The sequence below is a fragment of the Azospirillum oleiclasticum genome (genome assembly GCF_013423485.1).
Lineage (GTDB): Bacteria > Pseudomonadota > Alphaproteobacteria > Azospirillales > Azospirillaceae > Azospirillum > Azospirillum oleiclasticum.
In genome coordinates this window covers 120,569-135,625 of the sequence record NZ_JABFFR010000036.1, presented here as the reverse complement: position 1 = coordinate 135,625, position 15,057 = coordinate 120,569, and the positions used below count along the sequence as shown (strand labels likewise).

Annotated in this window: 12 protein-coding genes; 1 reads left to right on the top strand and 11 read right to left on the bottom strand. The window is 71.1% G+C overall.

Annotation, left to right across the window (positions count from 1 at the left end; translation table 11 throughout):
- From HL658_RS29430 to HL658_RS29380, 11 genes are all read right to left on the bottom strand, one after another.
- Nucleotides 1-568, bottom strand: a 568-nt coding sequence (locus tag HL658_RS29430) for an MFS transporter (protein WP_180287690.1), incomplete at its 3' end; no start/stop codon positions are given.
- Nucleotides 569-656: 88 nt separating this feature from the next.
- Complete coding sequence (locus tag HL658_RS29425; RefSeq protein ID WP_180287689.1) at nucleotides 657-2,360, bottom strand: methyl-accepting chemotaxis protein; 1,704 nt, start codon at nucleotides 2,358-2,360, stop codon at nucleotides 657-659.
- Nucleotides 2,361-2,545: 185 nt separating this feature from the next.
- Nucleotides 2,546-3,904: an O-antigen ligase family protein gene (locus HL658_RS29420; protein ID WP_180285949.1), complete on the bottom strand. Its 1,359-nt coding sequence runs from the start codon at nucleotides 3,902-3,904 to the stop codon at nucleotides 2,546-2,548.
- Entirely contained in the window at nucleotides 3,901-4,860 is a 960-nt protein-coding gene (locus HL658_RS29415) for a glycosyltransferase family 2 protein (RefSeq protein ID WP_180285948.1), read from the bottom strand. Before HL658_RS29415 ends, HL658_RS29420 begins: the two co-directional genes overlap by 4 nt.
- Nucleotides 4,827-6,104 (bottom strand): glycosyltransferase, encoded by a 1,278-nt coding sequence (locus HL658_RS29410; RefSeq protein WP_180285947.1) that lies wholly within the window; start codon nucleotides 6,102-6,104, stop codon nucleotides 4,827-4,829. Before HL658_RS29410 ends, HL658_RS29415 begins: the two co-directional genes overlap by 34 nt.
- Nucleotides 6,101-7,285, bottom strand: a complete 1,185-nt coding sequence (locus tag HL658_RS29405; RefSeq protein WP_180285946.1) for a glycosyltransferase — start codon at nucleotides 7,283-7,285, stop codon at nucleotides 6,101-6,103. The genes HL658_RS29410 and HL658_RS29405 overlap by 4 nt, the downstream gene beginning before the upstream one ends.
- A 19-nt stretch (nucleotides 7,286-7,304) precedes the next feature.
- Entirely contained in the window at nucleotides 7,305-9,281 is a 1,977-nt protein-coding gene (gene asnB, locus HL658_RS29400) for an asparagine synthase (glutamine-hydrolyzing) (protein ID WP_180285945.1), read from the bottom strand.
- Nucleotides 9,282-9,370: 89 nt separating this feature from the next.
- Nucleotides 9,371-10,558, bottom strand: a complete 1,188-nt coding sequence (locus tag HL658_RS37435) for a glycosyltransferase (RefSeq protein ID WP_180285944.1) — start codon at nucleotides 10,556-10,558, stop codon at nucleotides 9,371-9,373.
- Nucleotides 10,559-10,583: 25 nt separating this feature from the next.
- Nucleotides 10,584-11,603 carry an NAD-dependent epimerase/dehydratase family protein gene (locus HL658_RS29390; RefSeq protein ID WP_180285943.1) on the bottom strand — a complete coding sequence of 340 codons (1,020 nt, stop codon included), beginning with the start codon at nucleotides 11,601-11,603 and terminating at the stop codon, nucleotides 10,584-10,586.
- Between the two features lie 63 nt (nucleotides 11,604-11,666).
- The gene (locus tag HL658_RS29385) at nucleotides 11,667-12,485 is read right to left on the bottom strand and encodes a WecB/TagA/CpsF family glycosyltransferase (RefSeq protein WP_180285942.1); all 819 of its coding nucleotides are present in this window, start codon (nucleotides 12,483-12,485) and stop codon (nucleotides 11,667-11,669) included.
- Nucleotides 12,486-12,939: 454 nt separating this feature from the next.
- On the bottom strand, nucleotides 12,940-13,710 hold the full coding sequence (locus HL658_RS29380) for a tetratricopeptide repeat protein (RefSeq protein WP_180285941.1): 771 nt from the start codon (nucleotides 13,708-13,710) through the stop codon (nucleotides 12,940-12,942).
- Nucleotides 13,711-14,052: 342 nt separating this feature from the next.
- Here HL658_RS29380 and HL658_RS29375 point away from each other — a divergent pair, with 342 nt between their 5' ends.
- Entirely contained in the window at nucleotides 14,053-15,009 is a 957-nt protein-coding gene (locus HL658_RS29375) for a UDP-glucuronic acid decarboxylase family protein (protein ID WP_180285940.1), read from the top strand.
- Nucleotides 15,010-15,057 lie beyond the last annotated feature (48 nt).

Below are 15,057 nucleotides of genomic sequence, written 5' to 3'. Positions count from 1 at the left end.
GCGGCACCGCGCGGCCCAGCGCCAGCAGCGCCGCCGCGGCCAGCAGCCCGGCCAGCGCCGCCGCCACCCACGCCCCGCGCCAGCCGAAGGCGGCCAGCAGCGGCGGGGAGGCCAGCATCATCGCCCCCACCCCGACCGGCATGAAGGTGCCCCACACCGCCAGCGTCAGCCGCAGGTCGCGCGGTGCGGTCACCGAGGCGATCAGCCCCGGTGCGGCGACGATGGTCAGGATCAGCCCGGCGCCCTCCACCCCCCGGCTCGCCAGCAGCGGCCCGGCCCCGTCCGCCGCCGCGCCGGCCAGGCTGCCGGCCGCCGTCACGCACAGCCCCAGCACCATCGCCAGCCGGTGGGTGAGCTGGTCGGCCAGCCGCCCGAACAGCAGCCCGAACGCGGCGCCGATGCCGCTGACCAGCGCCATCAGCCAGCCCGCCGTCACCAGATCCAGCCCCAGCCCGGCGCGCAGCACCGGCAGGGCGGGGGGAACCTTGCCGACATGCAGGGCGGCGGCGATCCCACCGAGGACGGCGACCGCGACCACACCCCACCGCGTTCCGTCCACCCGCTCCATCGCCCGTCCTCCGCCCGCCTGCGGCGCCCTTGTCCGCGATCACGGCGCCGGAGGCAAGGGGCGGCGACGGCGGGCCGGGCCGGACGGCTCAGGCCGCGCGGATCTTGCCGAGGAAGCCGGCGACCTCGCTGCTGAGCGTGGCGGCGCTGCGCGACAGGGTCTGGGCGCTGTCCAGCACCTGCCCGGCAGCGGTGCCGCCCTGCGAGGCGGCGCCGCTGACCTGCACGATGGCGGCCGACACCTCGCCGGTGCCGGCCGACGCCTGCCGGACGTTGCGGGCGATCTCCTGGGTGGCGGCACCCTGCTGCTCCACCGCGTCGGCGATGACCGACGCGATCTGGCTGCTCTCGCCGATGACGGACGCGATCTCGCGGATCGACTCGACGGTGCGGTGGCTCACGTCCTGCACATCGGCGATCTGCGCGGTGATGTCCTCGGTGGCCTTGGCGGTCTGGTTGGCGAGGTTCTTGACCTCCTGCGCGACCACGGCGAAGCCCTTGCCGGCTTCGCCCGCCCGCGCCGCCTCGATGGTGGCGTTGAGCGCCAGCAGGTTGGTCTGCTGCGCGATGGAGTTGATGAGCTGCACCACCTCGCCGATGCGCTGGGTGCTGGTGACCAGCCCCTCCGCCGTGGTCTGGGTCTGCTCGGCGTTGCGCACCGCCCGCCCGGCGACGTCCTCCGACTGGCGGACCTGCTCGCCGATGCGCCCCACCGACCCGGCCAGCTCGCCGCAGGCGCCGGCGACGGCCTCGACGTTGGCGGTCGCCTGGGTGGCCGCCGCGGCCACCGTGCTCGCCTGTTCGTTGGCGCGGCCCATCGTGGCGTTCAGCGTGCGCGCGGCCGACTCCAGCTCGCCGGCGGAAGCCGCCACGGCCTGCACGATGGAGCCGACGCTGCGCTCGAACTGGTCGGCCAGCGCGTTCATGGTGCGGCGCTTCTCCTCCTCCGCCCGGCGGCCGGCGGCGGCGGTCTCGGCCTCGATGGCGCGGGTGCGCAGCATGTTGTCCTTGAACACCCGCACGGCGCCGACGATGTCGGCCACCTCGTTGCGCCCGCGGGCGTCCGGCAGCTCGGTCGTCAGGTCGCCCTGGGCCAGCCGGAGCGTGCTGTCGGTCAGGCGCCGCAGCGGCCGGACGGTGACGATCGACCACCAGGCGAGCCCGGCGCTGAAGGCCAGCGTGATGCCGCACAGCGTGATCATCAGCCATTGGAAGCCTTCCGACACCGCGCGCGCGTGGCGCGCGATCGACTGGCTCTCGGCCTCCTGGAAGTCGATGAAGCGGTTGATCAGGGCCAGCCACTCGATGAACTGGGGGCGCGCCTGATCGACCAGCAGACGGGTGGCCTGGGCGGCCTCGCCGCCCTGCCGCAGCTCGATCACCTTGCGGATGACGGGAACCGTCTTCGCCTCCACCGCCTTGATCTGTGCCAGCAGGTCGCGCTCGGTGCGGGTGACGTCGGTGCGGGTGGCGAACATCCGGTCCAGCAGCTCGGCGGAGCGGGCGTAGTCGGCGGCCAGCCGGTCGATGGTGGCGACCTCCGTGCGCACAGCCTCCGCCGCCGCCATCAGCGTCACATCGCGCAGGCTGATCGCCCGGTCGTGCACGCTGCCGCGGAAGTTGATCGCGTAGCGCTGCTTGACGTTGTTGACGTCGTTGATGGCCGACAGGCTGCTGTCGATGCTGTTGACCTTGACGATGGCAATGGCCGCCAGCGCCACCATCAGGGCGCCGATCACAAGGAAGCTGACGCTCAGACGGGTGCTGATGCTGGCGTTGAGGACGCGGCTCATGATCCATCCTTGGGTGGTCGGTCGGGCCGCGGGACGCCCGGGTGGGCGGCGGGCGGATCCCGCGATCTCCCTCCGCTTATGCCGCAACGCAAGGCAGGCGCATAATGATGTTTCTGTAATCAGGGCGTGCGCCGGCGCGGGTGGTCATGTCCGGCCATCGGCCCTATATCCTCGGGTCTTCCGGATTAACCCAAGCGGTGTACGGGCCGCACCGGCATCCGCCGGGGCATCGCCACCACCGGCGGGTCGCGGCGGTGGCGGCGGTGGTGCTCGGTGTGGGCGTGGACCAGCGCCACCAGCAGCAGCATCTGGCTGACGCAGGGGATGAACAGCACCGGGTTCAGCGCCCCGTCCATCACCATGATGGTGAACAGCGCGGCCAGCAGCCGGTTGCGGGTGACGACGATGGCGTGGACGCAGACGAACAGGAACAGCAGCGCCAGCATGAAGCCGGGGATGCCGGTGCCCAGCAGCAGCTCGATCAGCGAGTTGTGGCTGTGCCCGGCGAAGGGGAAGGCGGCCAGCAGCACCGTGCGGGTGTTGAAGTAGCCGACGCCGATCAGCGTGTGGTTCGTCCACTGCTCCACCGAATAGACCCACAGCGCCACCCGGCCGTTCAGGGTGAACAGGTCCTCGCCGATGGCGGCACTCATCAGCGTCTGCGGGTTGCCGAAGACCAGCAGCAGCAGCAGGATGCCGAGTGCCGCGAAGACGCCGAGAAGCGCCATGAACACCTTCATCGGCGAGGGCCTGAGGCCCATGTAGACCATGATGAACAGGCCGAGCGCCGTGGCTGCCGTCGCCGTCCGCCCGTCGGTCAGGTACAGCATCGCCGCCAGCCCGGCCAGCGCCGGCAGCCGCACCGACGGGCGCAGCGAGGAAGCGTGCACGAAGATCATCGTCATGCCGAGGAAGGACGCGGTTTCCAGCGGGTGGTTGACGCCGAGGAACAGGCGCGGGCGCAGGCTGGTGACGAAGGGGTTGTCGGACGACACACCCTCGAACGGGAAGGGTGTGCCGTGGATCGGCAGGTCGGCGAGGATCAGCAGCGCCACCGTGAGCAGCAGCCCGACCGCGACCGAGGTCGGCACGGTGCCCGGCCCGCTGCGGATGGCGGCCTGCTCGGGCAGCGACACCACGCTGTAGGCGGCGAAGACCAGCATCACGAATTGCAGCCCGCGCCCCACGCCGATGGCGATCAGCGGCGACCACAGCACGGTGAACAGCGCCCAGATGGCGAAGACGATGGCGATGAACGGCCCCATCAGCGCCACCGGCGGCAGGGTGCGGAAATTGCCGCGGATGCGGAACACCACCCCCAGAGCCGCCGCCGCCGCGGTCAGCGCGAACTCCCACAGCCGCGACGGCGAGAAGCCCGACGACAGCGCGTCGTCGCCCGGCAGGATCGACATGAAGGCGAGCGCCAGCAGCATGGTGAGCGTCACCGCGCTGGGCACCACCAGCCGCTCCGCCGGCGCGGCCTTTGCCGGCGCCCGTTCCAGTGGCCGCGGCCGGGGTGCCGCCGTGACGGCCCCCGCGGTCATGCCCGCCCCGTTTCCGTCCGCCCCGGTCCCGTCCGACGGGGCGTGGAGACCAGCCGCCGCAGCTCCGCCGCCACCTTGCGCAGGGTGGCCCCGGGCTTGGCGACGGAGGCCAGCGCCAGCGCCCCCAGCGCCACCAGCGGCCGGCGGTTGACCGCCGCCGACTTGGCGAGCCGCCCGTATTTCCAGGTGGCGAGGTCGGCCCAGCGCGGCTCCGGCACCTGGTCGGGGGTGATCGGATCGTCCCAGCCGCGGCCGGCGGCGATGGTGGCGTCGGTGGCGGCGAAGGCGCGCATCATGTTGCGGGCGTGCTCCAGCGTCGCCGAGGTCATGCGCATGCGGTACTCGACCACCGGCTCCCCGACATAGGAGAAGCCTCCGTCCCCCTTGATGCGGTCGAGGAAGGGCCCGGCCTCCGCCACCAGCCACGCCGGGTGGAAACGCGCCGCGATCGCGCGTGGGAAGAACCAGGTGCTGGGCAGGGCCCAGCCCGGCGCGTCCTCGTCGCGCACCACGCCCCAGAACTCCGTCCCCATGTAGCGCGACACCCGGACGCCGCCCTCGCTGAGGGTGTACGCGTCGAAGCAGACGAGCTGCACGCGCGGGTTCCGCGCCCGCGCCTCCCGGAAGGCGGCGAGCTGGCGGGCCAGCGTGTCGGGCAGCATGCGGTCGTCGGCGTCGAGGAAGCTGACATAGTCCCCGGTCGCCCGCTCGATGCCCAGGTTGCGGGCGCCGCTGGTGTAGAGCGTGACCGGGCTGGTCACCAGCACCACCCGCGGGTCGCGCGCGGCGTAGCCGGCGACCACCTCCCGGCTGTCATCGGTGGAGGCATCGTCCACCACCACCAGCTCGAGCTTTCCGTACGTTTGCGTGAGCACGCTGTCGATCGCCTCGCCGATCCAGCGCGCGCAGTTCTTGTTGATCATCACCACGCTGATCGTGGGGTCTTCGCGTGACATGGCTCACCGGCGGTGGTTGGGGTGCGACGGGACAGGATGTCGGCGAACAGGCGCGCCATGTCCGCGGCGCGGCGGTCCCACAGCAGCGTCGTGGCGAAGGCGTGGCCGCGGGCGGCGAGTGCGTCGAGCGCCGCCGGGTCTTCGGCCAGCCGGCGGATGGCGCCGGCCAGGGCCGACACCGTGGCGGGGAGGTCGCCGACCGGCACCTTGACCGCCGCGTCGTCGGGAATGATGGCCTTCTGGCCCTGATGGTCCAGGGTGACAAGCGGGGTGCCCCGCCACAGCGCCTCCAGCGTGACCGAACCCAGGCTGTCGCGCAGGCTGGTGAAGACGAAGGCGTCGGCCTCGCCGAACAGAGCTTCCATGCGTTCGGCCGGCACCCGGCCGAGGAAGCGCACGCGCTCCGCCACGCCGAGAGCGGCGGCCAGCCGCCAGCACGCCTCCTCCTCCGGCCCGTCGCCGGCGACGGTGGCCTCCACGGCGATGTCCGGCAGCCAGGCCAGCGCCCGCAGCAGCAGGGGCAGCCCCTTGCGCGGTTCCATCCGCCCCGCCCATAGCAACCGCAAGGGACCGTCCGCGCGCGTACGCGGCGCGTACGGGGCGAGGCGCGCCGGGTCGATGCCGTTGTCGGCGGCGATGCGCACATCCACGGCACCGGCACGGCGCACCATCTCCGCCGTCTCCCCGTTGGTGCAGAGGACGACCGCCGAGCCGCGCGCGCAGGCGCGCAAGGACGGCGACCGCGCCACCGCCGCCAGCCGCAGCGCCCGCAGCCGCTCGCCGCGCCAACCCCGCCCGAACAGCCCACGGAACGCCGGGGGTGCCGTCTGCGCGCCGCCGATCGGCCCCCACACGAAGGGCACCGGCAGCCGCCAGAAGGGCGGCGGCGCTCCCACCGTGCCCAGGCTGACGTGGTGGACGAGGTCGATCCCCTCCGTTGCCACCAGCCTAAGCGCGATGCGGTGGGCGGCGCGCAGCCACAGCACGTAATGCAGGTTCAGCCAGCGCTCCCCGCGTTCCGGCTTCCACGGGTCGAGCCGGCGGGGCAGGGACGCCCAGACCACGCGCAGCCGGGCGCCCGGTCGCTCGGCGAGGAAATGTTCCACCGGCTCGCGGAAATGCGGGTGCGCGATCAGCCACACCTCGTGCCCGGCCTCCGCCATGCGCCAGGCCCAGTTCCAGGTCAACCCCGGCTCGGAGCCCAGATGGGGGGAGACGGCGTGGCCGATCACCAACAGCCTCACGGGGTCGCCTCGCCCGTGCTGGTGGCGGACATGCCGGTGTGGGCGTTCTCCGCCGCCAGGAAGCCGCGCCAGCGTTGCACGAAGCGGTCGGGGGTGAAGCCGGACACCGCCGCGGCGGCCCGCGCGCCCATGTCACGGCGCTCCGCCGCCCCCATGGTCACGAAGCGCTCAAGCGCCGCGGTCAGCGACACCGCGGTGCGTTCCACCACCAGCGCGGTGTCGCCGTCGCGCGCGAACTCGTCCACCCCGTGCAGGCGGCTCACCACGATGGGCAGCCCGGCGGCGGCGGCCTCGTAGGAGACCAGCGAAAAGGCCTCGTATTGGGAGGGGAAGACGAAGCCGTCGGCCAGCCACAGGAAGGGCCGTATGTCCGCCTGCATGCCGGCGAAGGCGATGCGGCCCTCCAGCCCCAGCCGCGCCGCCCGCTCGCGGAAGTCGGCCACGGTGTCGTCCCGCCCGCCGACCACCAGCAGCTTCAGCTCCGGACGCTTCAGCCGCGCCATCGCCTGCATCACCAGCGGCAGTCCCTTGCGCTCGAAATGGCCGAGTGCGGCGAAGACCAGCACCAGATCGCCGGGGCCGAAGCCGTGGCGGGCACGGTCGGCCGTCGAGTCGTGGCCGGCGGGGCGGGCAAGGCGGTCGAGGAACAGCGGGTTGGCGATCACCGTCACCCGCCCGGCCAGCCAGGGGAAGGTCTCCTCCAGCTCCCGGCGCAGCCCGTCGGAGCAGGCCACCACGCTGCGGCAGGTGCCGTAGGTGAAGGGCTCCGTCAGCGAGCGCAGATGGTGGTCGATGCGGCGCGCCCAGGATTGCAGCCGCGGCCCGCTCCAGTCGCGGTCGCCGCGGATGAAGGCGCGGTGGCAGAAATGCGCGTGCACCACATCGGCGCGCGGGATGTTGCTCTCCACCGAGATCACGGCGTCGAAGCGCCGTCCGGTGCGCAGCCGGTCCCACCACAGCGCCAGCGGCGCCAGCACGAAGAACACCACGAATTGCAGGGCCAGGGGCCGGAGCGGCGTCGGCACCCGCACCCAGCGGATGCGGTCGGGGCGCGGGTTCTCGAACTCCGGCGCGAAGACGACGAACTCGTGCTCGTCGCACAGTGCCTGCATCATCTGGATGTGGCAGCGGCCGATCGGGTTTGTCGGCGTGGTCTTGAAGTCGCAGATGGCGATGCGCACGGTGTTGCGTCCTCCCCCTTCATCCCACCCGCGCCAGCCGGGCGGGCTCGGCGGCGGCGGTGCGTTCGGTGTCCAGCCAGGCCTGGAGCATCAGGGCGTCCCACAGCCGCTTGTGATCCCACGGGCGCCCGGCCCCGCGCTGGAAGGCGTCCCACACCGGGCGTACCTGCGCCGGGTCGAGCACGCCGTCGGCGCGCAGACGCTCCGGCGCCATCAGCGCCTCCGCCCAATCGCGGAGCGGCCCGCGCATCCAGGCATCCACCGGCGGGTTGAAGCCGTTCTTGGGGCGGTCGACCAGCGCGCGCGGCACGCGCTTGTAGAGGATCTCCCGCAGCGCCCATTTGCCGGTGCCGCCGCGCCGCGTCAGCGACGGCGGCAGGCTCCAGGCGAGCTCGGCCAAGCGGTGGTCGAGCAGCGGCACCCGCGCCTCCAGCCCCACCGCCATGCTGGCGCGATCGACCTTGGGCAGAACGTCGTCCACCAGATAGGTGGTCTGGTCGAGAAGCTGCATGCGCTCGACGAAGCCGGGGAAGGCGTCTGCGTGGTCGTCCCAGAAGGCGCCGCGATGCTCCACCGCCCCGCCGGCGACCGCCTCGGGGTCCATCCAGTGGCTGTAGCGGCGGCGGTAGAGGTCGTCGGCGGTCCCGGCGGGCAGGAGCTGCGCGGTGCGCAGCAGCCGGTGATGCGGCGGGATGCGGCCCGGCCGTTCCGGCATCAGCCGGTCGGCCAACCCCATCAGCCCCGCCGGCAGGCGCTCCACCCCGCCAGCGAGGGCCCGCTGCACGCCCGCCGGCACCCGCGCCACCGTCCCCCAGAGACGGTCGAGCAGGCGGTAATGGCCGTAGCCGGCGAACAGTTCGTCCCCGCCGTCGCCGGACAGCGCCACCGTCACATGCCGCCGGGTCATATCCGACAGCAGCAGCGTGGCGACCTGGGAGGCGTCGGCGAAGGGCTCGTCGAACACGAAGGGCATGCGCGGGACGGCGGCCGTCAGGTCGTCGGGGGAGACGTACAGCGCCTCGTGGTCGGTGCCGAGATGGCGGGCCACGTCGCGGGCGAAGGGCGCCTCGTCCTGCGCCTTCTCCGTGAAGCCGATGCTGAAGGTCCGCACCGGCCGGCCGCTGTGCTCCTGCATCAGCGCCGTCACCAGCGAGCTGTCGATGCCGCCGGACAGGAAGGCGCCGAGCGGCACGTCCGACACCATCTGGCGCCGCACCGCATCGGTCAGCAGCGCCTCCAGCCGCTCCATCCCCTCCGCCTCGTCCATGCTGTCGCGCGCGGCGATGCCGGCGCGGGCCACCGCCGCCACGTCCCAGTAGTGGACCAGCCGTTGCCGGCCGCCGGAATCGATCTCCAGCAGATGGCCGGGCGGCAGCTTGGCGATGCCCTGATAAATGCTGAACGGGGTGGGGACGTAGCCCAGCCGCAGGAAGGCGGCGACCGAGCCGCGGTCGACCCGGCGCGGCACCGCGGGGTGCGCCACCAGCGCCTTCAGCTCCGACCCGAAGACCAGCAGTTGCCCGAAGGCACCGTAATAGAGCGGCTTCACCCCGAGATGGTCGCGCGCCAGCGTCAGCCGCCGCTCAGCCCGGTCCCACACCGCAAAGGCGAAGATGCCGACGAGGCGCCGCACCGTCGCCTCCACCCCCCAGGCGCTGAAGCCCTCCAGCATCACCTCGGTGTCGGAGCCGCCGCGGAAGCGGTGGCCCAGCCCTTCCAGCTCCGCCCGCAGCTCGGAGAAATTGTAGATCTCGCCGTTGAAGGTGATGACGTAGCGCCCGTCGCCGGACAGCATCGGCTGCCGCCCGGCCGGGGTCAGGTCGATGATCGCCAGCCGCCGGTGGCCGAGCGCGACACCGCCGGCCGCATCGACCCAGCGGTCGCCGCCGTCCGGCCCGCGGTGCGCCAGCGTGCGCGTCATGGCCCCGACCACCGCCTCCATCTCCGCCGGCCGGCTGAGCCCTGTCCGGTCGAGAAACCCGGCGATCCCGCACATGCGCTGTCTCCCCTATGACCAGTGACGTGTAAGCGTTGGGCCCCCACCCAACCCTCCCCCGCTGGGCGGGGGAGGGCTTTCTTCTCCCCTCAGACCGCTGCCGCCGGCACCGCCACCCGGCCGCGCCCCGCCAGCGCCCGGTCGTAGATCGCCGTCAGCAGCCGGTAATTCCGCTCCGCCGTGTAATGCCGCTCGTACTCGGCGCGCGCGTTGCGGCGCAGGAGGGCGTACGCCTCGCCGTCCGCCTGCATACGGCGGACCTTGTCGGCCAGATCGTCGGCGTCGCCGGGGGTGAAGGTCAGGCCGGTGCGGCCGTCCTCCACCAGCTCGGCGACGGCGCCGATGCGCGCGGCGATCACCGGCGTGCCGCAGGCGAAGGCTTCGATCGCCACCCGGCCGAAGGTCTCGTACCACTCGCTTGGGAAGACCAGCACCCGCGCGCCCCGCATCAGCTCCAACGTCTCGGCGGACGTACGCCGGCCCAGCCACTCCACCCCCGGCGGGGCGTCGGCCAGCAGGTGATCCATCGGCCCGTCCCCCACCACCTTCAGCGGCATGGACCCGTCAAGCCGCCGCCACGCCTCCAGCAGCGTGCCCAGCCCCTTCTCCTTGGCCAGCCGGCCGACGAACAGGGCGTAGCCGCCGCGGCCGTCGCCGACGCCGGGATCGCTCTTCAGGAAGTTGGGCTTGCTCACCACCCGGTCGGCGGGCAGGCCGCTCTCCACGCATTTGGCGCGGGTGAACTCCGACAGGGCGACGAACACGTCGACGTGCCGGGTCCAGGTGCCGAGCGCGCGGTGCGTCGCCAGCATCAGCGCCACGCTGGCGCTGCCGAGTTTGCTGCCGCGGTAGCAGCCGTGCCGCACGCCGGGGATGGGCAGCGTCCGGCCCAGACAGTCCTCGCACGGCTTTCCGTCGCGGAAGAAGGTGGCACCGACGCAGAACAGCCGGTAGTTCCGCACCGACATCACCACCGGCACCCCCGCCCGCCGGGCGGCGTGCACCACCGCGGGGGAGAGCAGCGGGAAGCTGTTCTGCGCGTGCATCACGTCCGGCCGGAATTCCCGTATGCGGTCGGCGACCGCCCGGTACCCGGCCGGGTTCCACACCGTGCGCAGCCCCACCTCCAGATGGGACATGCCGGTGATGGCGTCGTTGTGCAGGGTCAGGCGCGACACCGTGTGGCCGTGCCGTTCCAGCACGTCCGCCTCGGCGGCGAAGCTCTCGTCCTCGCCGCCGGGCTGCTGGTAGAAGTTGTGGAGCATCAGGACGCGCATGGTGGACCGCCGCTCCCCGCCCGGATCAGTCGGCGGTGCCGGTGGCGGCCAATTCCCGTGGAAAGGTCCGCTCGCCCGCCATCTGGTCGTAGATCCAGGCGTAGGTGCGGGCCAGCCCGTCCTCCAGTCGGATGTCGGGCGCCCAGCCCAGCACCTGTTTGATCAGCGTGTTGTCGCTGTTGCGGCCGCGCACGCCCTTGGGCGCGTCGAGCTTGTAGCGGCGCTCCAGCTTGATGCCGGCGATGTCCTCGACCATGTCGACGAGCTGGTTGATGGTCACGAGCTGGTCGGAGCCGAGGTTGATCGGCTCGCCGAAATCGCTGTCCATCAGGGCCAGCGTGCCCTTCAGGCAATCGTCGATGTACATGAAGCTGCGGGTCTGCTCGCCGTCGCCCCAGATCTCGATCTCGTGGCGGCCGGACAGCTTCGCCTCGATCACCTTGCGGCAGATGGCGGCCGGCGCCTTCTCCCGCCCGCCGTCGTAGGTTCCGTTGGGGCCGTAGACGTTGTGGTAGCGCACGACGCGGGTGGGGATGCCGAAATCCTCGGTGAAGTGGCGGCACATCCGCTCGCTGAACAGCTTCTCCCAGCCGTAGCCGTCCTCGGGCATGGCGGGGTAGGCGTCCTCCTCGCGCAGCGCCGTGACGTCCGGGCGCACCTGCTTCTCGCCGTTGTAGACGCAGGCCGACGAGGTGTAGAGGAAGCGCTTCACCCCGTGCTCGCGCGCCGCCATCAGCATGTGGGTGTTGATCAGCACCGACAGCATGCACTCGGCCTTGTGGGTCTCGATGAAGCCCATGCCGCCCATGTCGGCGGCGAGGTTGAAGACGTGATCGACCCCCTCCGTCACCTCCAGGCAGGCGTCGCGGTCGCGCAGGTCGCGCTGCAGGGTCCGGGCGTTGGGGGAGATCTGGTACCAGTCCTGGATCTCCTTGCAGTCCACCGCCACCACCCTGGTGAAGCCGCGGGACAGCAGATGGGACACCAGATGGCCGCCGATGAAACCGCCGGCCCCGGTCACCAGAATGACGTCGCTGCTCTTCATCAAAGAAAACCTCCGGATGGGCCGCCCCGCGGGGCGGCGGACACAGGGGAATGCCGGTCCGCGTCAGGACAGCGGGTAGCGCCTGAGGCCCGCGAGCTGGGCCAGGATGCGGACGACGAATTGCGGGTTGTTGGTGGCGTAGCGCTTCCACAGCCGCCGCGGCTCGGTCGCCATGCGGAACAGCCATTCGAAACCGCTGCGCTGGACGAAGCGCGGCGCCTGCTTCTTCAGCCCGGCGTGGAAGTCGAAGGCGGCGCCGACCCCGATCAGCACGGGGGCGGCCAGCCGGTCGCGGTGCGCGGCCATCCAGCGCTCCTGCTTGGGCGTGGACAGGCCGACCCAGACGATGTCGGCGCCGCTGGCGTCGATCCGCGCCACGATGCCGGCGTCCTCCTCCGCCGTCAGCGGCCGGAAGGGGGGCGAGAAGCGGCCGACGATGCGGGCACCGGGAAAGCGCCGGGTAAGGTTGGCCTCCAGCCGCGCCAGGGCCTCCTCCGACGATCCGTAAAGATAATGGGTCCAGCCCTGGGCGGCGGAGCGGGCGAAGACCGCCTCCATCAAGTCGGGGCCGTAGACGCGGTCGGCGTGGCGGTGGCCGGCGTGTTTCAGCAGCCAGACCAGCGGCATGCCGTCCGGCGTCACCATCCCCGCCCGGTTGTGGATGCGGCACAGCGCGGGGTCGCGCTGACTTTCCATCACCCCATGCACGCCGGTGACGCAGACATAGCTGCGGCTGCGTTCGGCGATCCAGCGGCCGATGGTGTGGACGGCGTCGTCCATGCCGATGGCGCTGACGCCGACCCCCAGAACGCTGACGCGCGGCGGCCGGAAGGGGGCGGCACCATCTCCACCCGTCACCGGGTTCTGCGCAAACTCCGGCATGACTGATCCTCGCGAAGGAGGTTGCCATCGCTGCGGCCGGTGCCGGCATCGACCGGAACCAACGCCGCCGGCAACCGTTGTGCGACGGAATACTGTGTGCGGGACAATGGTCTCAGGTCATCGGCGAATGCCGCCCTGATGTCCGCGGCATGGAAACACCGGGTTCCGTCCAAGGCGAGCGCGCGATGGCCGTAGCGCAGACGACGCCGCCAGCCGACCATTTGCCCAAGTCAGGCCATTGTTATCGGCGCTATTTGGTGGTGGGTGGAATGCCGGTTCGTTCGGGGAATCGGTTGCCCGTTGGTGGGGTGAAGGCACCCCCTTGGCGGGATGGGGTTCGGGGGTGGGACGCCCTGCCGTTCCGGCCGCTGCCGGACAGTCGGCTATCGCCGGCGGTGGCTGAGGACCGCGGGGTGACGAGGCCGCCGGGCAGCCAAGCGACCGCCCTGGCCCCTCACGGCGGCGGCACCTCGGCACCGATGGCCTTGAGGTTCCCCTCGACTATCGCGATCTCCCGTGCCATGCCGAGCTGCCGGTACAGGGCCAGCGCCGTACGGTAATGCCCCGCCGCCGTCATCCGGTCATCATCTTCCTCGAATACGATGCCGAGGTTGTTGTGATCGCGTGCCGCACCCTCCTTGCGGTCGAGCTTCTCGTCGATGGCCAGAGCTTGGCGAAGCAATCCTTTCGCTGTCTCGTAATCGCGACGCATCCGTCTGATCCTGGCGATTTGGAAGTAGTCTTCCGCCAATTCCTCCCTGCGCTCAAGGTTTTCGTTCAGGACCAACGCCTCGCGAAGTAGCTGCTCCTCTCGTTCGAGAGTACTCTGTGTTCCGAGATGGAGGCCAAGGTTCGACGGCTGTTGCCGGCGCAGAGCATCAATCTCAGCCTGTATATCGACAAGCTGCTGTTCGCGCGTGCGGGTGCGCTGAGCCGCCTCCGTCGCCTCACGGCGGGCCTCCGCCGTCGCGTGTTCGGCACGGGCCTTCTCCTCACGAGCGCGGGCGTGCTCTTCGATCAGGCGGTGCAAGTCGAAGGGGGGTGCCAGCTGGGGGACCTGCACCACGACCAGGGGCGGCGGAGGAGACGGGGGTGCCGGGAATGCCAACCCCCACACATACTGACCGACCGCCACGATGATCCCGGCACCGATGCCGCCGAACAGGAAGTTCCGCTCGCGCGTCATCCAGTCCAGTAACGGTCGAAGGAATGCCGGTACCGGCATGTGGGCGCGTCCAGGCGGGATTCATGCAACCGGGAGAAGTCTAACAGCCGCCGCACCGCACTGCAACCGGCGCACCGCCGAGGCGGATTCCCGCGGCATGCGCAAAACACCACTCGCAACACCGCCGAGCAGCACCGTTTCCCATCGCCACTCCCCCCATCCGGCCGGCACACCCGCCGCAAAGAGGGGGTGTGCCAGGGCCGGGGTGGCGACGTTGGCGGCACGGCCTTTGGGCGCTGGACGCCATCCTGTTGCCAATTCCCATAATGCCCGCACGGTCGGCCACGGCCCGGTTGCGGGCGGCGGCGCCGTTTTCCTTTCGACCATAGATGGGACCGCGCGATGGCAGCGTCTTCCAAGCGCATCATGGTCACCGGCGGCGCCGGCTTCCTCGGTTCGCATCTGTGCGAGCGCCTGTTGAAGCAGGGGCACGAGGTCCTGTGCGTCGACAATTACTTCACGGGCCGCAAGGACAACATCGTCCACCTGCTCCCCAACCCCTTCTTCGAGGTGCTGCGGCACGACATCACCATGCCGCTCTATGTGGAGGTGGACGCGATCTACAATCTGGCTTGTCCGGCCTCGCCGGTGCATTACCAGTTCGATCCCGTCCAGACGACCAAGACCAGCGTGCACGGCGCCATCAACATGCTGGGGCTGGCGAAGCGGCTGAAGGCGAAGATTCTCCAGGCCTCGACCAGCGAGGTCTACGGCGATCCCGCCATCCACCCGCAGCCGGAGGAATATTGGGGCAACGTCAACCCGATCGGCCCGCGCGCCTGCTACGACGAGGGCAAGCGGTGTGCAGAGACGCTGTTCTTCGATTACCACCGGCAATACCGGCTGCCGATCCGCGTCGTGCGCATCTTCAACACCTACGGCCCGCGCATGCACCCGGACGACGGCCGCGTCGTCTCCAACTTCATCGTCCAGGCGCTCAAGGGCGACCCCATCACCATCTACGGCGAGGGCACGCAGACGCGGTCCTTCTGCTACGTCGACGATCTGCTCGAAGCCATGAACCGCTTCATGGATGTGGACGGCGACGTGCCCGGTCCGCTCAACATCGGCAATCCCGGCGAATTCACCATGCTGGAGCTGGCGGAAACGGTGATCCGGCTGACCGGCTCCTCCTCCCGCATCCTGCACAAGCCGCTGCCCGCCGACGACCCGAAACAGCGCCAGCCCGACATCGCCAAGGCCAAATCCCTGCTGGACTGGGAACCCCAAATTCCGCTGGAGGAGGGGCTGAAGCGCACCATCCGCTATTTCCGGCAGTTGCTGAAGGCCGCGGACTGAGGGGTGGGGGAGGGAAACCTCCACTCCAATCGGCCATCACTCCACCGA